Origin of the sequence: Collinsella acetigenes (assembly GCF_012844445.1) — a bacterium.
Lineage (GTDB): Bacteria > Actinomycetota > Coriobacteriia > Coriobacteriales > Coriobacteriaceae > Collinsella > Collinsella acetigenes.
Map to the genome: position 1 here is coordinate 94732 of NZ_JABBCP010000001.1, position 23451 is coordinate 118182.

The following is a 23451-nucleotide window of genomic DNA, read 5'->3' on the forward strand; positions in this document are numbered from 1 at the left end:
TTGGCGCTGCCAACGGCTTCACTGTATCCATGGAATCATTGATATACGAGAGGATTGACCTTGAGCATCTATCAAAACATCGGGTTGAAGCGTGTAGTCAACGCCTCTGGGCGTGTGACCAAGCTGGGCGTTTCGACCATCAGCGACAAGGTTGCCGTAGCTGCGGTTGAGGGCGCGAGCTCCTATGTCGTGATCGACGACCTTATCGATCGCGCGGGCGAGTTGATCGCGGAGCATACCGGAGCCGAGGGCGCCTGCGTGACGTCTTGCGCTTCGGCGGCGCTGGCTCTGTCCATTGCCGGCTTGGTGACGCGCGGTCAGTGGACCGCAGTCTACAAGCTTCCCGATCCCTGCGGGGCGGCAAACGAGGTGGTTCTTCAGAAGGGCCATTCGATCGACTTCGGCGCGCCCATCCAGACCATGATTCGTCTTGGCGGCGGTTGCCCTGTCGAGTGTGGCCAGGCAAACGAGGTGCATCCCGAGGATATCGAGGAGGCCATCACCGATAAAACTGTATGCCTGCTCTACGTGAAGAGCCACCATTGCGTGCAAAAGGGCATGGTTGATATCGAGACGATGCGCGACATCGCTCACGCCCATAACCTCCCCTTTGTGATGGACTGCGCCGCCGAGGAGGATTTCCGCAAGTACATCGCTCTGGGTGCCGATATCGTTTGCTACTCGGGCGCAAAGGCGCTTGAGGCTACGACCTCGGGATTTATGTGCGGCAAGCGCGAGTATGCCGAATGGGCAAAGCGCCAATATCACGGTGTGGGACGCGCCATGAAAGTGGGCAAGGAGCAGATTATGGGTCTTCTTGCCGCGCTCGATCAGTACGAGGCGCGCGATCATGCCGCCGAGGTCGAGGTCAATGTGGCAAAGATCGATTGGCTTGTCAGCGAGATCAACAAGATTCGCGGTTTGCATGCCGAGAAGATTCAGGACGAGGCGGGACGTGCGATTTTCCGCTGCCGTATCACCTTTGATTCCGAGGCCCCTGTGGGACTCACCATGGAGCAGGTCAACGAGAAACTTGTTTCGGGCGATCCGATTGTGTGGGCTCGTACGGAGTTTTTGAACCTTGGGAAGATCGATTTCGACCCGCGTCCGATGCTCGAGGGCGATAAGGAGCTTATCGTCGAAGTTCTCAAACAGATTATGGAGGGCTAAATTATGCCGATTAACTATTATAACGACCGTGTTTGTCTGAACGTTCTGGGCGGATCGCTGCAGAACGCTGCCGACATCTACAAGGCCGCCGAGGGCCATGTCGAGGTTGGCGTTCTAACCGCCGATTACGACACCGTCGAGGCTGCTATCGAGGACATGAGCAAGTACATGGACGTCCTCGAGGGCAACCTCTCCGTCGGCCTGGGCGGCGGCAATCCCAATCAGTGGCGCGCCGTGGCCGAGGTTGCAAAGGAGATCAAGGCCAATCACTTCAACCAGGCCTTCTGCGCCGTCTCCGCCACCCGCGCGAACGTGGGCAACGACGAGTGCCACATCAACGCCATGGTCGGCCCCTCCGGGACCCCCGGCCTGATCAAGATCTCGACGGGCCCGCTTTCCCGCGAGTGCGCCGAGCCTGCATTGGTGCCCGCCGACACCCTGATCGCCATCGTGAAGGAGATGGGCGGCAACTCGCTCAAGTTCTTCCCCATGGGCGGCCTCAAGGTCAAAGAGGAGCTCAAGGCGGTCTCCGAGGCGTGCGCGCGCCAGGACTTCATCCTGGAGCCGACAGGCGGCATCGACCTGGAGAACTTTGAGGAGATCATGCGCATCATCCTGGACGCCGGCGTGCCTAAGGTGATCCCGCATGTCTATAGCTCGATTATCGATAAGGCTACGGGCGACACGCGCATCGAGGATGTTGAGCGTCTCCTCGCTATGGTCAAGGCTATGGTCTAGGCGCTAGTAGTGCAGTAATACGGTGTAGATGTTCCCAACGCGAAGCCTTATCGCGTAATTCGGTCGTGCCTATGGGAATATAAAACTAGAACGGTTTGAATCGGATCCCGATACGCTTGGGATCCGATTCGATTTAGATGACATGTCTAGCATGGTGGTTTGAGGCTTAGTGGCAAAATACAAGGACATCGTTAAAGATATCGAGGGCTGTATTCGAAGAGGCGACCTGCAGCCTTACGATCAGCTGCCTACGGTTGTGGAGATGACTAAGGCATATCACGTGAGCCGCACGACAATCGAGCAGGTTATGGATGAGCTCGAGAAGCGCGGCCTCGTTTCGCGCAAGCGCGGATCGGGCGTATACGTGAAGAAGGTCGCGACGCAGTCCTTCGACAAACCGCTCAACACCATTTCTCTTACCGACGATATCGATGCCAATCTTGCCAAACACCCGAGCTGCACGGTTCATGAGTTCACTGTGGTCAAACCCGATGAGCACGTGCGCCATGAGCTCGGTTTGCATGAGTTTAGCTTTACGTTCTATATTGAGCGCTCGCACCTGCATGAGGGACAGGCGATTGATGTGCAGTATCTCTATTATCCGGTCGAGATCTTTAGAGATATTCGCCTGACATCTGCTGAGACATCTATTCGCCAATGGATTGATGAGAATTACGATGTTACGCCCGACAGCTTCCATAAGACGTTGCGAGCGGTGACGGCGTCGGAGCGCGAGTGCGAGATCCTGGGTATTCCCGAGGGTTCGCCCTTGCTTGAGGTCGAGCAGATCGGCTATCTGGATGATGGCCGTCCTTTTGAGAGCTTGGTGGCCCGATTCCCTGGAGACCGTTCTGAGTATCAGACCATCGACTCCGATTCATTGCCCGTTTAATTCGCTCGTTTTCAACGTGCTCAGTACAACGAAGGACTCCCTGTTCATGTGAACGGGGAGGCCTTCGAGCATTGCGACGTTTCGATGCAGGTTATCGTGCGTCGGTGCCACCTGCCGCAAGTTTCTTCTCGATCTTGCCCACAAAGTGGATCAGCGGGATGGTGACGACCAAGTAATACAGCGCGGCGCAGATGTAGGGTGTGATGTTGCCTGTGGTTGCCGTGAGGTTCTTGGAGAACATCATCAGCTCCATGACGCCTACGCTCGAAAGAAGTGAAGTATCTTTGTAGAGCATAACGAACTCGCTGGTCATGGTGGGAATCACGCGGCGGATGGACTGCGGAATGATAATAAGTCCCATGGTTTGGAACCAGTTCATGCCCAGCGCGGTGGCGGCCTCGTGCTGGCCCTTGCCGATGGATTCAATGCCCGCGCGGAAGATTTCGGCAAGATAGGCCGAGCAATTGATAGCGAGCACGGCTACGCCGAGCGGCAGGTTGGGCAAGTTGAGACCAATCATCGGCAGGCCAAAGAAAGCGATGTAAATCTGTAAGAAGAGCGGCGTTCCGCGCAGGAAGTTAATGTAGCAGATGGCAATGCCGCGCAGGTAGCGGCGACGGCTCATCTTCATAAAGGCAAAGAGCAAACCGACGGGGATGGCAAGCGGGAAGCCGATGGCGGTGACGAGCAGCGCGATGCCCCAGCCTTGGAAAAGCGAAGCAATCGACGTCACCACATACTGCGGCTTGAAGAACATGCCCAGGAAGGGATTGGCATTCCATGCGTCGACCCAGGCTTGGTCATCGAGCCAGCGGACGATATTTTGCACAACCGTGCTCTCGGTTACAGCGATGGTGGGGCTGGTGGGAAGATCTCGCTTGCCTCCATCGGCAAGCTCATAGGTGCCGTCAACGGCATAGGCGCCAGCAGAGCTGGGGAACACGACGCCCTCGACTTCGATGCGCACGTTGCTGCCGGCGGCTAGGGGCGCGGCGAAAGAAATGGCCAGGTTCGATTTCTCAACTTTGGCCGTCGCCTTGACATCGGTGCGGTCAAGACCGTTGAGCACGGTTACCGTAGCGCTGGAGTCTTCGAACGAGCCTCCTTCGGGCAAGGCGAGCGTGACCTTGCTGACGCTCTCCTCGGTGCCGGTTGTAGCCTCCCAGGTCAGACGCGTGACAATGCCGCCAAGCACATTGGTGCCGCCATCTTCGTTGGAGCGCGCGGTTGCTTTTGTAACCTGCAGCGTGGACGAGGAACCCTCGCTCGCGCTGGCATCGCCGTCGACGCCGGTAGCGGAAGCCCCATCGCTGCTGCTTGGCTTGGTGCCAAAGTATTTCTCGTAGAGCTCGTCGTAGCGGCCGTCGGCGCGAATTTGCTTAAGGGCAGCGTTGATGGCGGCGGTGAGCTCGGGGTTGTCCTTGGAAACCGCGATGCCAAACCGCTCGCCGGTGGGAACTTCCTCGATGATTTCCATATCTGTGAACGAACTGTTGACCATCCACTGCTCGACGGGAAGGTCGCACACAACCGCCTGGCACTGGCCGCTCATCACGGCGGTGAACGCGGCGGTCCAGTCATCGAAGTTGACGGTGGTTGCGCGGGGCAGATTTTCTTGCGCCCATTCCTCGGAGGTGGTGCCCGACTGGACAGCGATTTTTACGCCAGCGGCATTGAGCGAATCGGTATCGGCGTAGCCCGAGTTCTTAGCGACGGCGACGCCCTGGTTGGAATCCATGTAGGGGTCGGTGAAGTCGACCTCTTTCTTGCGCGCGTCGTTGATGGTGATGTTGCATGCCGAGACGTCGGTCTTCACGGCTTGCTTGGCCATCGGGATGATGTTGTCGAACTTCTGGGCGGGCAGGTAGTTGAGCTCAAGGCCCATCTCCTGGGCGATCATATCCATGAGCTCCACAGTAAAGCCCTGGTCGTTGCCCGAGTCGTCCACGTACTCGAACGGCGGGGTGGCGAGGTCGCTCGCGACGGTGAGCTTGCCGTCCTCGACAAGTTTGTAGCCGCCTCCTTGCGCAGATCCACTTGATGACGCGGCACCGCAGCCGGTAAGAGCGAGTGCTACGGCGATAAGCGATGCCAGGCACAAAGCAAGAGACGTGCGACGGGCGGACTGGGCAAAACGGTAATGTGCGCGCATATGGTTCTTTCTGGCGATTGAGTGAATGAGCTGCGTTTATGCAGAAAGTAAGCATAGCACTTGGATGTCTTGACCCCGATTCCTCCATGCACCCGTAAGTAACAATTTATAATGCAGGTGCGTTTGATTTATGCGGGGCGCTTTTGCCCGCCGTGATAAGGAGAGCCGATCTATGCAAGAAACCACACAGACCGCGCATGCCCTGGGTGCGCTTGTCGAAGCGCTCAGAGTTGCCAATGTCTTTGTTCGCGCCGACGATTATGATGCCGATGCGCGTATCGAATTCGCTACCGACAACTCCCGGCTGAGCCGCGCGGCTACGCTTTTTGTTTGCAAGGGCGCAAGCTTTAAGCGCGAGTATCTACTGCAGGCGATTGAGACGGGGGCCGTTGCCTACGTTTCCGAAATCGATTACGGGGTCGATATTCCCTGCATTATCGTCAGCGATATCCGCCGTACGCTGGGCTGCCTGGCAGACATGGCCTACGACCATCCCAGCGGAAAGGTTGGGGTGTGTGCCTTCACAGGTACCAAGGGCAAGACCACGAGCGCTTACTATCTCAAGGGAGTGCTTGACGCACATGCGCGCCTTGCGGGTTGCCATACATCGGCTCTGTTTTCGAGCGTCGAGTTTGACGATGGCGTCGAATCGGGCATTTCCAAGCTCACGACGCCCGAATCCTTTGAGCTCGAGCGCCGGCTTTCGAATGCAGTTGTAAGTGGCTGCGAGCACGTGATCATGGAGGCCTCGAGCCAGGCACTCAAATACGAGCGCACCTATGGCGTCGATTTTGCTGTGGGGGCGTTTACCAATATTGGCGAGGACCATATTTCGCCCATCGAGCATCCAACATTTGAGGACTACTTTGCCTCCAAGCTCAAAATCTTCAAGCAGAGCCGCGCGGCTGTGGTCAATTTGGATATGGATCACGTGGACAAGGTGCTCGAGGCGGCTCACGTTTGCGAGCGCGTGGTGACGTACTCGCTTTCCAATAGCGATGCCAACGTCTATGCCACGAACCTTGTCCATGGCCCTCGCGGTATCGTTGCTTCGGTGGTGACCCCGCGCTTCTCGCGCGACGTGTTGGTGCCTACACCTGTTAAGTTCAATATCTCCAATGTGCTTGGCGCTATCGCCTGCGCCGAGGCTCTGGGTATTGAGGAAGAGGCTATCGTTCACGGTTTCGAGCAGGTTCGCGTGCCCGGGCGCATGGAGATGTATCCCACCGAGTCTGGAACCATCGTGGGCGTAGTCGACTTTGCGCATAACGGCATGAGCCTCGAGACCATGCTGCGCGATTTGCGCGAGAACTACCCCGATCGCGAGCTTGCCGTGGCGTTTGGCGCTACGGGCGGCAAGGGCGTGGATCGCCGCGAGACCATGGGTATAGCTGCGGGCAAATATGCCGATCGCATCGTGATTACCGAGGACGATCCTGGTCCCGAGGACGCACGGGATATCTGCCAGACCATCGCTCATTTTGTGGAAGAGCAGGGCAACCATAATTGGCAGATCGTGGTCGATCGCGAGGAGGCTGTTCGTACGCTGGTGCGTGAGACCACGCGCCCGGCAGTGGTAATCGTGACGGGCAAGGGTTGCGAGACGCGCATGCTGCGCAAGAATGGCCCGGAACCCTGCCGCGCCGATGGCCCCATGCTGCAGGAGGCGCTCGAAGCATTTGAGGCGGGCGGTTCGCTGTAGTGCTTCCGGCATCGGAAGATTGCTTGGCCACATGGGCATTATGCACGCATCGCCTGCATAAGTACACCAACGCGTAATGAGGGGTAACTATGACAACCGATTCTGCCAAAGTCTATTTCACCAATCTGCGCACCTATGGTCGCGAGAGCCAGCTCGATAAACTCAAGCGCCTGATGTATCGCGCGGGAATCGACCAGATTGATTTTGAGAACAAGTTTGTTGCCATCAAGATTCACTTTGGCGAGCTGGGAAACCTCAGCTTCTTGCGTCCCAACTACGCGCGTGCCGTTGCCGACGTCGTCAAGGAGTTGGGCGGCAAGCCCTTCCTCACCGACTGCAATACGCTGTATGTGGGCAGTCGCAAAAACGCCCTTGAGCATATCGACACCGCATATCAAAACGGCTTCACGCCGTATGCAACCGGCTGCCAGGTAATCATTGCAGATGGTATCAAGGGTACCGACGAGACGCTTGTGCCGGTCAAGAACGGCGAATACGTAAAAGAGGCCAAGATCGGCCATGCGCTTATGGATGCCGATATCGTGATCAGCCTTACGCATTTTAAGGGTCATGAGCAGGCTGGCTTCGGTGGGGCCATGAAGAACATCGGCATGGGAGGAGGCTCCCGCGCGGGCAAGATGGAGCAGCACGCTGCCGGCAAGCCCAGCGTCAATGTTGAGCGCTGCATCGGCTGCCATGCGTGTGAAAAGATCTGCGCGCACGGTGCCTTTAGTTTTGACGAAGTGCGCGAGTATACCACGGCAAGCGGAAAGACCCGCGAGGTTCACGTGGCAACCATCGACCATGATCGCTGTGTGGGCTGCGGCCGCTGCATCGGCGTATGCAATCAGGATGCGATTTGTCCCGATTACGATGCGGCCGCCGATGTGCTCAACTGCAAGATTGCCGAGTATACGCAGGCCATCGTGCAGGACCGCCCGAGCTTCCATATCTCGCTTGCAATGGATATCAGCCCCAACTGCGACTGCCATGCCGAAAACGATACGCCGATCATCAACGACATCGGCATGTTTGCGAGCTTCGACCCCGTGGCTATAGACCAGGCTTGTGCCGACGCGGCAATGGCTCAGACCCCGCTCCCTAACACCGTGCTTACCGAGAGCGCGGAGAAGATGGGACATAAACACGAGCACCTGCACGGTGATCAAACGCATGATCCCTTCTGCATTACGCATCCCGATACCGATTGGCGTATCTGCATCGCTCACGCCGAAAAGATCGGTCTCGGTACCAGCAAATATGAGCTCATCGAGGTCAAATAGTAAAACTGGCCCGGCATTGGATGGGGGATAGGCGCAAATGCGTTTATCCCCCATCTTGCGCTATGTGGCAAAACAGCAGGATATGCGTGTAGAACTCGCGTGTTTACCTGCTGTTTGCTATAGTATTGAGAACTATTTTCTTGGAGGACGCATCTATTATGTCTGATACAAGCGGCAGTCCTAAGCCGCGGCCCGATACCGCGGCGGTTCCGCACTACACCCTGGGCGAGGAGATCATGAACTCCGTTACCCACGGTGTTGGATGCCTGCTGGGCATTGCCGGCTTGGTGCTTTTGATTGTTAAGGCCGCTTTGGGCGGTGCGCACCCGGCCTCGTTGGTTGCCGCCATCGTTTACGGCGTCTCCATCATCCTTGAGTATCTTGCATCGACGCTGTACCACGCTATTCAGCCGCGAGCTGCTAAGCGCGTGTTCCGCATTATCGATCACAGTTGCATCTACCTGCTCATCGCGGGTAGCTATACGCCGTTTTGCCTCATTACGCTCGAGAACGATGGCGGTATCGTGCTCTTTGTTATCGTGTGGGTCTTGGCATTTGCGGGCATCGCGTTTGAGGCCATCATGCGCGAGCGCCAGCCTCGCTGGCTCACGGGCGTGATCTACCTGGTCATGGGATGGCTCGTGGCGTTTCGTCTGCCGCAGCTGGTTGGCTTGCTCGAGCCGCTCGCGCTGGCTCTGCTCGCCATTGGCGGCGTTTGCTACACCATCGGCGTGCCGTTTTACATTGCCAAGAAGATTCGTTATATGCACAGCGTATTCCACCTGTGGGTCCTTGCCGGCAGCATTTTCCAGTTTATGGCGGTGATCCTCTTCGTGATCTGATAGCGCCTGCGGCTCACTGCCGTTTGCTGTTTACCGTTCCCACCCCCTTGGAGGTTTGAAACCGTTCCTATGGACATAGCCATCAGCATTATCACCACGCTGCTTCTTACAATCGTGAACGGCTTCTTCTCGATGTCCGAGATGGCGCTGACCACGGCAAAACGTACGGTGCTCGAGCACGAGGCGGAGGAGGGCGACCGTCGTGCTGCCAAGGCCGCAGAGCTCGCCGCCGATTCCGATGAATTCTTGGCGACCATTCAGGTTGCTATCACGCTCGTGGGTTTTGCGTCTTCGGCCGTTGCCTCGACGAGTCTTTCCGACCCTTTGGCACGCTGGCTCAGCGGGTTTGGCATCGCTCCGCTCACCGCTATCGCGCGTGGTCTTGCGCCGGTGCTCATCACCATCGTTGTATCTTTTATCTCGGTTGTTGTTGGCGAGCTTGTGCCCAAGCGCATTGGCCTTGCCAACGCAGAAGGCGTGTCCAAGCAGGTTGTGGGACCGCTCTCTGTTTTCCAAAAGATCGCCCGTCCTGCCGTGTGGCTCACCGGAGCGTGCGCCGACGGCCTCGCACGCCTGCTGCGCATCAAGAGCGCCGACGATCGACAAAACGTCTCCGAAGAGGAAATCAAATACATGATCAACGAGCAGGATACGCTGCTCGATGAGGAAAAGCGCATCATCCACGAGGTTTTTGACCTGGGCGACTCGGTTGCTCGCGAGGTTATGGTCCCGCGTGTCGATATCACCATGTGCGAGGATACCGACAAGGTGGAAGAGGTCATGGCGGTTATGCGCCGTACGGGATTCTCCCGCCTTCCGATTTTCCACGAGGATCAGGACAACGTGGTGGGTATCGCCCATATTAAAGACCTTCTTGAGCCCATGACGTCGGGCGATGAGGACGACCGCGTTATAAAATACATGCGCGATGCGACATTTGTTCCCGATACCAAGGACATCTTGCCGCTGCTTTCCGAGATGCAAAACGCGCACGAGCAGATTGTCGTGGTGGTGGACGAATACGGCGGTACCGCCGGCATCATCACTATCGAGGATATCGTCGAGGAGATTGTGGGCGAGATCGAGGACGAGTTCGATCCGGACAATAAGTACCTCACGCGCCTTTCGCGTCGCGAGTGGTTGGTGGATGGCCGTTTTCCGTGCGATGACGCGGTTGACCTGGGCTGGCCTATCGAGGAGAGCGACGACTACGAGACGGTTGCCGGATGGATTTTGGATCTGTGCGATTCTGTTCCGGATATCGGCGAGGTCTTTGAAGTTAGCGGGTACAAGTTTAAAGTTCAATCAATGCGCGGTCAGCGCATTTCGCTGGTTCGCGTGACGGCACCTGCGCCTGACGAGCCTGCTCCTCAAAATGAGGAAGCACAAGTTACCGAGCACGAGTAGGAAGAGCGGCATATGTCTGAGCTGTTCAATATAGAGAAGATCATGGTGGGCGCCGAGAAGCTTACGGCGCGCATTGCCGTGAACGAGGGCTTGCCAACCATGACTTCGGAAGATATCGAGGCGACTGCGCGCGTTTACTATCTTGCTCCCGAGATTGCCCATCACCTGTGCCTAGGTGATGCAGGCCGTGAGTTTCAGGATTGCATGCATGAGACCGAGGTTGCCCACCTGCTGGAGCACCTGAGTGTCGAGATCATGCGCGAGACCGGTCTTGCCGGTGACATCTCCTGTGGCCGTACGCGTCGCGTTTCGGGTGAGGACCGCACGTTTGAGGTTGAGCTTTCCTGTCCCGACGACACTTTGACGATCGGCGCTCTTTCGTCTGCCACATTCATGATGGACTGGGCGTTTTTGCATGGCAATGCTCCTGCCCCCGATTTTCCGGGCACCGTTGCGGCGCTTCGCAATTTGGTTCTTACTGTGCGTGGCGAGCAGCCGGATGCATCTGAGGCGAAGGACGAAAGCGAGGTCCCTGCGGTTATCGACACCGAGGGAGTTTCGCCGGACGCTTTCTCTGCACATGTGGACGCCGTGTTTGGCGGGGCTGCTGCCGAGGGATCTCACACCTCGCATGAGGGCGTGGACCCAACGCCTCTCGGTTAGGCATCGCTAATAGCCGATCGGTCACATTGTCGCGCCCATGCGACAGGTGGGTATAATGGAACAACATTCGATGGAGTCTCTCCTTGGGAGGAAACGACATGGGTAAAGCATTTAACTTCGCAGCAGGCGCTTTCTTCGGTGCTGCCGCAGGCACGATTGCCGGCATCATGCTCGCTCCGCGCTCTGGCGCCGAGACGCGCGCGATGGCAGCCGATATTGCCAACGACGCGTGGGATAATGCCCGCGACGCCTACGAGCAGGGCGTTGACCAGGCTCGTACCGCTGCAACCGACTTCGGCCCCATGGTCGATGCCAAAACCGATGAGCTCCGCGCCAAGGTCGACCTTGCTCGTGAGCGCATGGACCAGCTGCGCGAGCAGCTCAACGATGCTATTGCCGGCGGTACGGTGACCCCTGCTGCCGACGTGGTCGTCGAGACGGTTGAGGATGAACCCGCCGTCGATACCGAGGCAGCTCCCGAGGCATAAATGCTGGTAGCTGATATCCAGGGAAAGCGCATCTATCGCATTCCCGCACCTGACAAGCGGCTGGATAAAAACGGTGCACCCAAAGAGCCCAAAAAGCTCGGAAGGGTGCACTTTCCCGTGTTTACGCCTAATGGGACACGCGTTGTTGGCTTTATGATCAAGCTGCCCGATATCGTGGGCATGGTCAAACAGCCCGACAAGTTTGTTCCCCTCGATGCCCTCGAGATGTATGAAGGCGTGCCGTGCGTGGTCGACGCAAAAGAGAATTTCGATGCGCCGGCTGCAAAGCGACTGGGGATTGATCTCGATCGCTGTCTTATTTGGACAGGCATGGATGTGCGCACCAAATCGGGCAAGTCGGTTGGATATTGTGCAGAGGCTGCCTTTGATTCAAAGACCGGTGAGGTGGATCATTTCCAGCTTACGGGCGGTATGGCCTCGAGTGCGCTTCTGGGTGATATCCAGATGCCGGCGTCTTACCTCAAGGGGTATCGTGACGGCGCGATGATCGTGGCCGACGAGGTTCTCGACCTTAGCTTCTCCGGCGGCGCTGCTGCGCATGCCGCCGAGGCGAGCGTGGCTGTGTCCACCAAGGTCAAGGCGGGGGCCAAGGTTCTGGACGACAAGGGCTCGGTTGCCCTCGATCGTGGCTCGAAGGCATTGGGCAAACAGTTGGGCCGCACCAAGGGCATGTTCAAATCGTTCGCTGCCGAATACAAGAAGGCGGCGGGCACACCGGCAAAAAAGAAGCGCGCAAAGTAACGTCGATCGCGGATCGCGAAAGAAGGGGAGGGGATACGCATTGCCTCAATACACCACGTCCTACTCCACGCATAAAAAACGACCCACCTATCGGCATGCGCCTGTAGGTCAGCAGCTTCCGTCCTCGGCGCGTCGCCGCGCCAAGAAGCCAGGGGCTACGTATCTGCACCATACACAGGGTTTTGGCCGCAGCAATCGACGCCGCAACATGCGTCCCAACAAGCGCAACCCATACGCTTTTATTGCAGTGGGCTGTGCGTTTCTGCTGTTTGTTGCCGCTGTTATCGGTTATACCAACCGCACGGTCGATGTAGAGCTCAATGGCTCGACGGTTCAGGTTCGCATCAATTCGACGATCGAGCAGCTCATCGATAGCCAGAACATCGAGGTTCGCGCTGGCAATTTGCTGGCGGTGGACGATTCCGTGCTCACCAAGCGCGGCGGCGAGAAGATTTCGGTCAAGCTGGGCAAGAAGCAGATCGAGAACAGCAAGCTTTCTTCGATTAAGCTTACTGGCGGCGAGAAGCTTACCATCGCAAACGGTCGCGACACGTACGAGGAGCACGATATCAAGGCGGCCACCATCCAACCGGCCATTTCCTTTGAGGGGTCGGGAGCCATCCAGTACGTGAAAACTTGGGGCGAGGCTGGCCGTAGTGAGGTTTGGACCGGTAAGACTTCTGGCAAGACGCAAGACCGTGGCGTGGTGAAAAAGCCGGTAAATGCCGTGGTGGCTTGCGCATCGGTTAAACCAAAGTCCGGAAAGTACGTTGCCCTTACCTTTAACAGTGCGCCGAGCAAATATACCGATCAGATTCTCGAGATTCTTAAAGAGAAAGGCATTACCGCAACCTTTTTCTTGAGTTCGGATAACGCTTCTACCTATGCAGGCCAGGCGCGTGCTATCGCGGATGCTGGTTGCGAAGTGGGCCTGTATGCCTCGTTGGGCGACAAGACGGGCGATTCGCTTCGCAATGCCTTGGCAAAGGGGCTCGACGCAGTGAGTTCAGCGACGGGCGACAAGACGGCTCTCGTTCGTTCGGCCGATGGTCGCATGAGCGAAGAGCAGTGGGCGACGGCTATGGATTTGATGGGCGCTGCCGTGTCTTGGAGCTTCGACTCAGGCGATTGGCTACGTCCGGGTGTCGAGAGCGTTGTCGAGACCGTCACCGCTTCGGTCTCGAATGGCAACATCGTGTCCATGACGGATAATGACGAGACGTCGGCTCAGACTGTCGAGGCACTGCCCCAGATTATCGATAGGCTATTGGCTGATGGTTATACGTTTGTGACGCTTGACGACCTGATTGCAACCGATAAGGATCTGAGGGGTGCAATCGACCTGTCGCAGGCATCGATGCCCAAGGGCGCCGCCCTTCCCGCGCTGCCTGCGCAGTCCGATGACGATGCGGATGCGACGACCGAATAGACCATCCGCATCGTGTGGTGCCTTTCCGTACTGTTAGATGACGAATTTGTAACTGTCGTGCCAGCCTATGCGCTGCTACACTCATGCCAAAAAAGCATGATGGGGTGTTTGACATGGTAAGGGCGAGGCAACATGACCAAGGATATTCGGGGACAAAAGCATACCGATAAGAGCGGGGCGCCTCAGGCGAAGCCACAGATGCATCATGGACCCGCGGCTCCGTCTTGGCCACATGCGTCGAGCCATGAGCCCCGGCGCTATAAAGCGGCGGGCACCGCTCGCGTATATGGAGCTCCCGGCAAACCTACGCAACCGCATCGGAAAGATGCGGGCGTCTCTAGGCCGGCAAAGCTTCATGTGCCCTTGCCCGTTGGTGGCTCGAAAGCGAGCGGCGTTGTCTCTCTCAAGAAATCGAAGTTTACGGTTTCCTCGGGCGGTCACACCGGCCACAGCCATATCCCCCTTATCGTGCTTTGTGCCCTTGTGGTCTTGATCGGTGCCGGGGTGGGCTGGATGTGCTTTCTTCGCCCAGTGCACATTACAGTAAATGACCAGGCAAAACAGGTCCGCATCGGAACTTCGCTCGACAAGTACCTTGCCGACAACAACTACTTTGATGCACAGCCGGGCAAACTGCTTTCGGTGGGCGGAAACGTGATTGACGAACGCGGGGGAGATCGTTGCGCAGTAAGTGTGAACGGCCAGGAGGTTAAACTCTCCGATGCCCCTTCGTTCAAGCTTGAGGATGGAAATACCGTCACGGTGGGCAATGGCGCGGATGCGACAGAAGAGCACTCCGAGGAGACGGTGACGATGGCTCCCGGCATCCAGATGGAGAAGGGCGGGGCTATTCAGTTTGTCTCCCAATGGGGAAAAGCCGGAAAAAAGAAGGTGTGGCACGGTAAGACTTCCGGAGAGACGGTGGATAAGGAAGTGGTGCAGGAAGCAACCGATATGAAGATCGCTTCGCTCACGCCCAAGCCTTCCGATGGCGGTAAATACATCGCCTTGACTTTTGACGATGGCCCTTCGCCCTATACTCAGCAAATTCTCGACATCCTGGCGCAAAAGGGCGTGCATGCCACCTTCTACAACCTTGGTAATCAGGCGGGCAAAAGCCCTTCTCTCACAAAAGCCGTGCTTGACGGGGGTCATGAGCTGGCAAGCCATACAAATAAACATCAAAATCTTCCTACGCTGGGCAAAGATGATCTTCGTTCCGAGATCACGAGCGCATTTGATGCTCTCGAGAAGGCTTCGGGCAAGCGCCTGCAGATGATTCGTGCACCTTACGGAGCATTCACGGATACGGAATGGGCGCGCTCGGCAGATCTGATTAGCTGCAACGTGCTGTGGAACATCGATACGCTGGACTGGAAGCGCCCAGGCGCCGCTGCCATTACCGATATGGTGCTTTCCCATGCGTTTAACGGGTCTATCGTGCTCATGCACGACGGCGGAGGTGACCGTTCCCAGGATATCGAGGCGCTGCCCCATATCATCGATAAACTCAAGGCGCAAGGCTATACGTTCCTTACGGTCTCGGAGCTCATGGCAAAAGACAGCCGTTTCCCTAAGGACGTGGTGAAGGGGACGGTTTCGATGCCCAAAGATGCTGTCTTGCCCGAAAAATAACAAGCTAGGTTTTGTTATGCGCGCGTTATCGTTTGGTATAGCGCACGTCTGCATGAAAGAATATTGCTTCCCGGTGCATTTTGGATGCTATAGTTAGAGCGCTCATGGCCTTTTGCTGGTGCGAAATGTCCTTCTTGGAGAAGGTCGTTTTGTGCTCGGTGGCATGCCATGAATTTGATCGTAGGGTTAGAAGAAAGGCAACAGGTGAAATCTAAACCCCGACCACACAGTAGCTAACCCCTGCGAGTGCTCTTTGGTAGCTGGGCTGCACAGAAGACGCGCGCATGGGGTGACTTGCGCCGCACTTTAGCGTATGGCCGACAGCTGCATATATGCATCATCCGTTCCCTGGGCGTTTTGCGCCGTAAGGACCGAACAAGCATAGGAGCACTATGAACTATCTCTCCGAAATGCTCAAATTGCCCGTTATCGACTCGACGGGTGAAAAAATGGGTGTCGTCAACGACCTGGGCATCGCCACGGGCGAGGTCTTCCCGCGTGTTACGTCGTTGGCCTTCCAGGGCCCGTCCAAGACGCCCTTCATGATCTCTTGGCGTAAATACGTCGACCATTTTGACGATGACGGCGTGTATCTTAAATATCCCTCGACCGATATTCGCTTCTCCTATCTGCAGCCCGACGAGGTGCTGTTAGCGCGCGATATCATGAACAAGCAGATCGTGGACACGCAGGGCATGAAGGTCGTGCGCGTAAACGATATCAAGCTTTCCGCTTCGGGCGAAAACCAGCTGCGTTTGCTGGGCGCCGAGGTGGGAGCTCGCGGACTTTTGCGAGCATTGCATCCCGCCATCGAGCGCGCGGTTTCTGCTGTGGCAAAGGCCTTGGGCAAGCCGCTGCCCGAGGATATCATTGCTTGGTCGTATATGGATCTGCTGGAGCGCAGTACGCAGCAGATCAAGCTCTCCGTTTCGCATAAGACTCTTGGCGAGCTGCACCCGGCAGATATCGCCGACATCATCGAGCAGCTCGACCCGCGCCTGCGCAGCCAGGTTTTTGCACAGCTCGATACGTCTCAGGCTGCCGAGGCCATTACAGAGCTTGATGACGACGAGCTGGTTGCCGAGATGCTCGAGGGCCTCTCCGATCGCGATGCGTCCTCGATGCTCGCCATGATGGACCCGGACGACGCTGCCGCCTTGATCGACGAGCTGGATTACGAGAAGGCCGAGAAACTTCTGCGCCTGATGGGCGTCAAGGAGGAGAAAGCCATTCGAACCCTTTTGGGTTACGAGGACGATACCGCCGGCCGTATCATGACTTCCGAGTTCGTGGCGCTTCCCGGAACGGCCAACGTGACCGATGCCGTCAATGCCCTCAAGCGCCTCGACGAGGACTTCGAGAGCGTTTACTACCTGTACACCACCGATGCCGACGGCGCTCTTTCTGGTGTGCTTTCCATGCGCGCCTTGGTGATTGCCGAGCCGGATGAGCTTTTGCGCGACCTCGCCTACCGCGACGTGGTCTATGTCGAGCCCGACCGCGACCAGGAGGAAGTGGCCGAGGAGATGTCCAAGTACAATCTCGCCGCCATTCCTGTTTGCGATGAGAATCGCCATATCTTGGGTATCGTCACCGTTGACGATGCAATGGACGTCATGACCGAGGAGCACCAGGAAGACCTGCAGATTGCCGGTGTTTCTGCCGGTGGTGAAAACACGACCGGCGAGACTTCGCATGCCATTGCGTGGTTTGTGCAGCGCCAGTACTGGATTGTGGTCTGGGCCGTGTGCTCCGTCATCATGGCCTCGGTGCTCAATACCCTTTGCGATAACTCGATGCTGTTTATTTTCCCCATGTGCGCGATGCCGGTGGTGCTTCTCGCTGCGACGCGTATGGTTGCGTTTGTGAAGAACTTCTTCCTCGAAAACGACGACGGCGATGACGAGAAACGCCCCTACCTGTGGTTCTGGCTGCAAAACACGGTGACCGGCTTAATCCTGGCTCTGGTCGTGTACCTGTGTGGCCAGCTTGTTGCCACCGCGGCGTTCACCGATATCACGGTCTGGAAGGCGCAGTTGTTCATTTCGTGCTTTAACGTTGCGGCACTCGTGACACTGCTCTCGTCCATGAGCTCTGTTATCTACCTCAAGGCGCTGTATTGGTGCGATGAGCACGATAAAGCCGTTTCGGGCACGGCGATGCAGCTTACCTCGGTGCTTATCTCGGCAGTTCTTTTCTCTGCGCTTGCCGTACTGGCGATAGTTAGCATCATGGGGGCGTAATGCGCGAGGAGACCAAGAAAAAACTAACGCTGGCGGCCATCCTGGGCGCCATGGGCCCAGGCCTGCTCGCAGCGCTTTCTGGCAATGATGCTGGCGGTATCGCCACCTATTCCAGCGCGGGCGCATCGTATGGCTACCAGATGCTTTGGATGCTTCCTGTGATGACGATTCTGTTGATCGTAACGCAGGAGACGGCCGCGCGTTGCGGATGCGTGACCGGCAAAGGTCTGGCATCCCTTATTCGCGAACGCTTCGGTGTGCGCAAGAGTGTGCTCGCAATGGCTGCCCTGCTGATTGCAAACACCGCTGTTACCATTTCTGAGTTCGCGGGCATCGCGAGTGGCCTTGCTCTATTTGGTATTCCTGCGAGTATCTCGGTGCCGCTGGTCGCCCTTCTTATCTGGCTGCTTACCATGTCGGGCAGTTTTCAGCGCATCGAGAAGATTTTGCTGCTGGTGAGCTGCGTATTCATTGCCTATGTGGTGGCCGCCTTCATGGCTGGCCCCAACTGGGGCGAGGTTGCCTATGCGACGGTCGTGCCTTCTGTTTCAAGCGATCCCTCGTATGTCTCGCTCGTGGTGGCAACGATCGGTACCACCATCGCCCCGTGGATGATCTTTCTGGCGCAGAGCAATGTTGTTGACAAGCACGCTACTGAGGAAGATTTGACTCTTCAGCGCATCGATGCTGTGAGCGGTTCTGTCACGGCAGACATCATTGCTTGGTTCATCATCATCACGACGGGAACCGTGCTGTTCCCGGCGGGCATCAAGATCGCCGACGCGGCGGACGCGGCGCTCGCCCTCGAGCCTATTGCCGGCGAGTTTTCGACGGTACTGTTTGCTTCGGGCCTCGTCGCTGCGAGCTTCCTTGCAGCATGCGTGCTGCCGGGCGTCACCTCAAGCGCCATTTGCGAGGCATTTGGCTGGGAGCGCGGTGCCGACCGCACCTGGGAGGAGGCGCCGGTCTATCGAGGCCTTATTACCGGTATCGTCGCGGTATCTGCGGTGCTCGTTCTGCTGCCGGGCGTCGACCTGTTCCAGATTATGATGATCTCGCAGGTGATCAACGGCGTACTGCTTCCTGTCGTGCTGGTATTTTTGGTATTTATCGCACAGGATAAGCACATCATGGGGCGTTATCGCAACGGTCGTGCATGGAACGCTCTTACCTGGGCGGCTATTGGCATTATTACGGTGCTCACGGTGGTTATGTTTGTGCTCCAGGCGCTTGGATATTGACGCGCGAGCTTTCGAATTCATAAGTTTGACGCAACGCGGCAGGGGATACCCTGTCGCGTTTTGCTATTTTCGTATGCTTACGGAGACTTTCGCAACGTTTATCGATAATAAGGTTGTTATCTGCACTTCTCTCTTATACTAGACAAGATGCAAAAAATACCCAGTTGAGAAACGTTACATCGATCGGAGGCATGCGTATGTGGGAGACTGCGCCAAGAGAAAATCGAAAGATATCGATTGACGAACGTCGTGCAATGATCGTTGAAGAGGTCAATAGGCGCTCTTCGATTCAGGTTTCGGATATCTGCGAGCAATTTGGCGTTTCGGAGGTTACCGCGCGCAATGACCTGGCAACGCTGGAGAGTGGTGGTGCGCTTCGCCGCACGCACGGTGGTGCTGTTTCCATCAAGCGCACCATTACGGTCACCTATCCCGATCAGCGTCTAAATAAGAATGTCGAGGCCAAGCGCGGTGTCGCCGAGCAGGCGGCGTTGTTTGTTAAGGATGGCGATTCGATCCTGGTCGATACCGGCACTACCACGTTTGAGTTTGTGTGCTGTCTGACCGAGTTCCACAATATCACGATCGTGACGCACGATTTGTCGATCGCCACCTTTGCCGGCGCGAATCTTCCTAATGCAGAAGTGCTGCTTTTGGGCGGCGTGCTTCGTCGTGATCGTCAGTATGCGACGGGATTTATCACCAACGACATTCTGGATAAGGTTTATGCCGATAAGGCTTTCCTTGCTACCGATTCCTTCCATCCCGATTATGGCTTCACAGCCGATAACTCGGGCAATGCCGAGGTTAAAACGCTGATGCTCGAGCATTCGCGCGAGCATTATATGCTTATGGACGCCAGCAAGGTCCGTCGCCCCGATTTTATTCGTTATGCGGGCGTAAACGACTTTGACGCGATTCTTACCGATTACGATCCGGGCACGGCTCTTGCCAGCAGCATTCGCGACATGGATGCAAAGACCAGGCTCATCACCACCGACGACGACTAGTTCTTAGCCGTCTTTGTGGGACAACGGGTAGATAAAACGCCCGCCTCTCTTGTTGAGGGGCGGGCGTCGTGCATGTTACATGTGAAACAATGGCTAGAACTGAACTTTCGGAGCCTGACGGGACTCGTTGCTGGCCTCAAAGCCCGTGCGGGGCTTGAACTGGAAGATGCCGGCAAAGATGACGCCGGGGAACGTTTGGATGGCGTTGTTGTAGTTGAGAACGCAGTCGTTGTAGCTCTGGCGCGCATAGCTCACCTTGTTCTCGGTGTCCTCGAGCGTAGCCTGTAGATGTGCGAAGTTGGTGTTTGCCTTGAGGTCGGGATAGGACTCGGCCACGGCGAAGAGCTGACGCAGGGCTCCGGAAAGAGCGTTGTTGGCTTCCATCTTTTTGTCGGGAGAGTCTGCGGAGACGGTGGCATTGCGGGCGGAGATAACGGCCTCGAGAGTCTCTTTCTCGTGTTTGGCGTAGCCCTTGACCGTCTCGACCAGATTTGCAATCAGATCGCAGCGGCGCTGGAGCTGCGTGTCGATGTTTTGCCAAGCGTTATCGATGCGATTGCGCAGCGTAACGAGGTTATTGTAGACGCCAACTATCGCGCAAACGATAGCGATGACGATGATGATGCCAATGACGACCGGAATCATGAGTGCTCCGTTTCTGTAATGCGGCGCGGCGAGAACCATGCGATATTGCCGCGCATGATACCCACAGTATACCCACCGTGCAAGTTGAAGCATGCGGCGTTGGCGCGTGGGTTTTCTTCTAAAAAGAGCGTGCGCTTGCAAAATCAACGACATGCGCAATTTATCTTACGTGCATAATGGGGCCGTAAGCGTTTTTGAAAGGCTTGACCTTATGGATCTTCGTGTGCAAAAAACCTATCGGGCACTGTTCGCCGCTTTCACCGAATTGCTCGAAGAGCATCGGTTCGAAGACGTTACCGTTGCGATGCTGTGCGATCGGGCTATGATTCGCCGCACGACGTTCTATAAGCACTTTGCGGATAAAACGGCCTATTTCTCATTTTATGTCGATAGCCTGTGCTCGAATTTTGTGGAGCGCGTAACACAGGAGCAGGCCGCAAAGGCGGCGTCGGTGGACGAACGCCAGGCAATCTTCCAAATGCTGATCGACTTTTTCTTGGAGCACGAGAAGCTTATGGATAACGTGCTCACGAGTTCGGTGAGCGCGATGCTCACCTTCAAGATCTGCGAGACGGTTTCGGGCTTGATACGCAGCCGCTATGCTTCTGAGCTCTCTGCTGGCGAGGATCAACTTGATCTTTTGGACCCCGCCTCCGATTTCATTGCGGGCGGCATCATGCGTCTGATTCGCATGTGGTGGGCAAGCGACGACCGCCGCGAAAACGAGGAGCATTTCGTGCAAGTTTCTAACGTGCTGGTTACGAGAGTGCTCGAGAATAAATAGGGGCCGTGTTGGCAGACGCTTGCTCGGTCTGCGTTCGGCCTGTTTCGCTGACTGAACCGAGGACTGGCATCGAGGGTGTGCTCAAAGGGCGGGGGATGTCCAAATTTTGAGCTGCGCTCAAAATTTACCCGGTCGGGGTCGCGCTCGGCTCGCATCTGGCTGACGGTTGCTCGGTCTGCGCTCAGCCCGCTTCGATGATTGAGCCGAGGACTGACATCGAGGGTGTGCTCAAAGGACGGGGGATATCCAAATTTTGAGCTGCGCTCAAAATTTACCCGGTCGGCGGCAAGCGCCGACCGCGCTTCGCTAAAAACGCGCCACCGGCGCGTTTTCTTAACGCTGCGCGCCCTGTCGGGTTCGAATCCCCCTCCCTCCGCCAGCACGTGGCGGCAAGGGGCTTCTTTGGGCAATTATTCGATTATTAGGAATTCTATGAAAAAGAAATGGCGGAGAGAGGGGGATTCGAACCCCCGGAGCGCTCATCACGCTCAACGGTTTTCAAGACCGCCGCATTAAACCGCTCTGCCATCTCTCCGTAAGGCTTAATGATAGCATCGAATTGGGTGGATATCGGCGAAGGGTTCATAATGGCACAGCGACATGAAGATGAGCGTTTTATGCGCGTGGCGCTTGATGAGGCTGCGCTTGCTGCCCAGGCGGGCGAAGTGCCCATTGGGGCGGCGGTGGTCTTTGAGGGGCGCGTAATCGCCAGGGCGCATAATCGGCGCGAACTCGACAAAGACCCCTCTGCTCATGCGGAGTTCCTCGCGTTGCTTGAGGCGGCGCGCGTCCTTGGGCGATGGCGCCTTACGGGCTGTACCGTCTACGTGACACTTGAGCCGTGCCTTATGTGCGCAGGGCTTATGGTCAATTCTCGCATCGAGCGTTGCGTCTTTGGCGCGCCCGATCCCAAAGGCGGCGCCGTGGGGAGCTTGTATGACTTAAGTCGCGATAATCGTCTCAATCATGCCTTTGAAGTGGCATCGGGCGTGCTTCAGGATGAGTGTTCCAAGCTGCTGCAGGGCTTTTTTTCTCAGCTGCGCGACGGCACGCGCGCCAGTGCACTGAGCCGCGAGGAAGCGCCGCTGCCGTGCTGCTGCCCGAACGCCGATGAGGCACAACTGGGGCCGCGCGTGCTTCTTGCAATCGATTCCTTTAAAGGCTGCGCTACAAGCGCGCAGATTGAAGACTGGGTTGAGGAGGGCGTTCTCCATGCCGCTCCGGGCGCGCAGGTAGAGAAGATTGCAATAGCCGACGGCGGCGAGGGAACGTGCGAGGCTGTCCATCGTTCTCTTGGCGGTGAATTGGTAGAGACCAAGGTCGAGGGCCCCTTGGGTTTTTTGTGCCAGGCTCGCTACCTCTTTGTCGATGATGAGGGCACGACAGGACCGTTTGCTGTGATTGAGTTGGCGCAGGCGGATGGCATTACGCAATCTTCTTGCACATACGATGCTGCCCTCGATGCCTCTACCTTTGGTGTGGGGCAGCTGATCGTTCACGCTCTGGATCGTGGCGCTACGTCTCTCTACATCGGTTTAGGGGGGAGCGCCTCTACCGATGGTGGTGCGGGCCTGCTCATGGCTCTTGGAGCGCGCCTGCTCGACGAAGCCGGCGGGCAAATTGGCCGCGGGCTTCGTGGCCTTGAGAACCTGGCTTCAATCGATCTTTCGCCGGCACTTGAGCGCTTGCGGAATGTCTCGGTATCGGTATTGAACGATGTGACGAATCCGCTGGTGGGGGCTCGTGGCGCGGCGCGAATCTTTGGGCCGCAGAAAGGCTTATGCGCGCAGGGCGCTCCGGCCGTTGCCCTTGACCAAGCAGATGCCAATCTGGTCCGCTATGGCAGGCTTCTCACACAGGCGCGTGATGCGCACGATGGTGACGCCCTGCAGGTGGGCGAGAGGGGTGCTCGCCCCCGTTCAATCATGGCGGTTCCCGGTGCGGGCGCTGCCGGTGGCACAGGCGCTGCGCTTCTCGCGTTGGGCGCGCGCATGTCATCGGGTATCGAGACGATGCTCGATCTTGTTGGGTTTGATGAAGCGGCCGCTCATGCCAATTTGATTATCACGGGAGAGGGCAACATGGACAACCAGACGGCTGCCGGAAAGGCTCCTGTCGGCGTGGCCAAACGAGCCAAGGTAGCGGGAAAGCCTGTGGTGGCGATTGTTGGAGGCAGGGCCAATGACATCGATGAGGTGTATCGCGCCGGTATCGATCTTGTAGTCCCTCTTGTGCCTCGTCCGCTTGCGCTGGAGTGTGCCCTTGACCCTGCTGTTGCTCGCGAGAATGCGCGCATCGCGGGCGACGCAGCTGTTCGCGCTTATCTGTTGTAGCCCGCCTGTCGTCCGCATTCGCGACGGCGCAG

The 23451-nt window shown here is 57.0% G+C and carries 19 protein-coding genes and 1 tRNA gene; 17 read left to right on the top strand and 3 right to left on the bottom strand.

The annotated features are described in order from the left end of the window. The first annotated feature begins 60 nt into the window (after nucleotides 1-60). From HF320_RS00435 to HF320_RS00445, 3 genes are all read left to right on the top strand, one after another. Nucleotides 61-1170: a DgaE family pyridoxal phosphate-dependent ammonia lyase gene (locus tag HF320_RS00435; protein WP_248276538.1), complete on the top strand. Its 1110-nt coding sequence runs from the start codon at nucleotides 61-63 to the stop codon at nucleotides 1168-1170. Between the two features lie 3 nt (nucleotides 1171-1173). Beyond that, the gene (gene dagF / locus HF320_RS00440) at nucleotides 1174-1908 is read left to right on the top strand and encodes a 2-dehydro-3-deoxy-phosphogluconate aldolase (RefSeq protein ID WP_169276599.1); all 735 of its coding nucleotides are present in this window, start codon (nucleotides 1174-1176) and stop codon (nucleotides 1906-1908) included. 169 nt (nucleotides 1909-2077) lie between these two features. Beyond that, a complete protein-coding gene (locus HF320_RS00445) occupies nucleotides 2078-2800 on the top strand; it encodes a UTRA domain-containing protein (RefSeq protein ID WP_169276600.1) in 723 nt (240 codons plus the stop codon). Between the two features lie 91 nt (nucleotides 2801-2891). Here the strand turns inward: HF320_RS00445 and HF320_RS00450 are convergent, their stop codons facing one another. Then, nucleotides 2892-4952, bottom strand: coding sequence for an ABC transporter substrate-binding protein/permease (locus HF320_RS00450; RefSeq protein WP_169276601.1), 2061 nt, complete (start codon nucleotides 4950-4952; stop codon nucleotides 2892-2894). Nucleotides 4953-5124: 172 nt separating this feature from the next. On the opposite strand from HF320_RS00450, the gene HF320_RS00455 reads away from it, so the two are divergent. From HF320_RS00455 to HF320_RS00510, 12 genes are all read left to right on the top strand, one after another. Continuing rightward, the gene (locus HF320_RS00455) at nucleotides 5125-6654 is read left to right on the top strand and encodes a Mur ligase family protein (protein WP_169276602.1); all 1530 of its coding nucleotides are present in this window, start codon (nucleotides 5125-5127) and stop codon (nucleotides 6652-6654) included. 89 nt (nucleotides 6655-6743) lie between these two features. Beyond that, complete coding sequence (locus HF320_RS00460; protein WP_169276603.1) at nucleotides 6744-7937, top strand: DUF362 domain-containing protein; 1194 nt, start codon at nucleotides 6744-6746, stop codon at nucleotides 7935-7937. A gap of 158 nt (nucleotides 7938-8095) precedes the next feature. Then, nucleotides 8096-8779: a PAQR family membrane homeostasis protein TrhA gene (gene trhA / locus HF320_RS00465; protein ID WP_022387227.1), complete on the top strand. Its 684-nt coding sequence runs from the start codon at nucleotides 8096-8098 to the stop codon at nucleotides 8777-8779. 69 nt (nucleotides 8780-8848) lie between these two features. After that, complete coding sequence (locus HF320_RS00470) at nucleotides 8849-10186, top strand: hemolysin family protein (protein WP_169276604.1); 1338 nt, start codon at nucleotides 8849-8851, stop codon at nucleotides 10184-10186. A gap of 12 nt (nucleotides 10187-10198) precedes the next feature. Further along, nucleotides 10199-10849, top strand: coding sequence for a cyanophycin synthetase family protein (locus HF320_RS00475; protein ID WP_248276539.1), 651 nt, complete (start codon nucleotides 10199-10201; stop codon nucleotides 10847-10849). Nucleotides 10850-10947: 98 nt separating this feature from the next. Then, nucleotides 10948-11337 carry a YtxH domain-containing protein gene (locus tag HF320_RS00480; RefSeq protein WP_022387230.1) on the top strand — a complete coding sequence of 130 codons (390 nt, stop codon included), beginning with the start codon at nucleotides 10948-10950 and terminating at the stop codon, nucleotides 11335-11337. After that, a complete protein-coding gene (locus tag HF320_RS00485) occupies nucleotides 11338-12099 on the top strand; it encodes a PRC-barrel domain containing protein (protein WP_169276605.1) in 762 nt (253 codons plus the stop codon). It begins immediately after the preceding gene. Nucleotides 12100-12139: 40 nt separating this feature from the next. Beyond that, a complete protein-coding gene (locus HF320_RS00490) occupies nucleotides 12140-13528 on the top strand; it encodes a polysaccharide deacetylase family protein (protein ID WP_169276606.1) in 1389 nt (462 codons plus the stop codon). A 132-nt stretch (nucleotides 13529-13660) separates the two neighbouring features. Continuing rightward, nucleotides 13661-15163: a polysaccharide deacetylase family protein gene (locus HF320_RS00495; protein WP_169276607.1), complete on the top strand. Its 1503-nt coding sequence runs from the start codon at nucleotides 13661-13663 to the stop codon at nucleotides 15161-15163. A 392-nt stretch (nucleotides 15164-15555) separates the two neighbouring features. Further along, nucleotides 15556-17406, top strand: coding sequence for a magnesium transporter (locus HF320_RS00500; RefSeq protein WP_169276608.1), 1851 nt, complete (start codon nucleotides 15556-15558; stop codon nucleotides 17404-17406). Next, entirely contained in the window at nucleotides 17406-18647 is a 1242-nt protein-coding gene (locus tag HF320_RS00505; protein ID WP_022387235.1) for an Nramp family divalent metal transporter, read from the top strand. The genes HF320_RS00500 and HF320_RS00505 overlap by 1 nt, the downstream gene beginning before the upstream one ends. 254 nt (nucleotides 18648-18901) lie before the next feature. Further along, nucleotides 18902-19657: a DeoR/GlpR family DNA-binding transcription regulator gene (locus HF320_RS00510; RefSeq protein ID WP_229064754.1), complete on the top strand. Its 756-nt coding sequence runs from the start codon at nucleotides 18902-18904 to the stop codon at nucleotides 19655-19657. Nucleotides 19658-19750: 93 nt separating this feature from the next. Here the strand turns inward: HF320_RS00510 and HF320_RS00515 are convergent, their stop codons facing one another. Next, nucleotides 19751-20302, bottom strand: coding sequence for a LemA family protein (locus HF320_RS00515; protein ID WP_022387237.1), 552 nt, complete (start codon nucleotides 20300-20302; stop codon nucleotides 19751-19753). Nucleotides 20303-20513: 211 nt separating this feature from the next. Between HF320_RS00515 and HF320_RS00520 the strand changes: the two genes are divergently transcribed. Then, nucleotides 20514-21086, top strand: coding sequence for a TetR/AcrR family transcriptional regulator (locus HF320_RS00520; protein WP_169276609.1), 573 nt, complete (start codon nucleotides 20514-20516; stop codon nucleotides 21084-21086). Between the two features lie 444 nt (nucleotides 21087-21530). On the opposite strand, the gene HF320_RS00525 is transcribed toward HF320_RS00520, so the two are convergent. Continuing rightward, a tRNA-Ser gene (locus HF320_RS00525) sits at nucleotides 21531-21621 on the bottom strand. 52 nt (nucleotides 21622-21673) lie between these two features. Between HF320_RS00525 and tadA the strand changes: the two genes are divergently transcribed. After that, entirely contained in the window at nucleotides 21674-23419 is a 1746-nt protein-coding gene (gene tadA / locus HF320_RS00530) for a tRNA adenosine(34) deaminase TadA (protein ID WP_169276610.1), read from the top strand. Nucleotides 23420-23451: the final 32 nt, after the last annotated feature.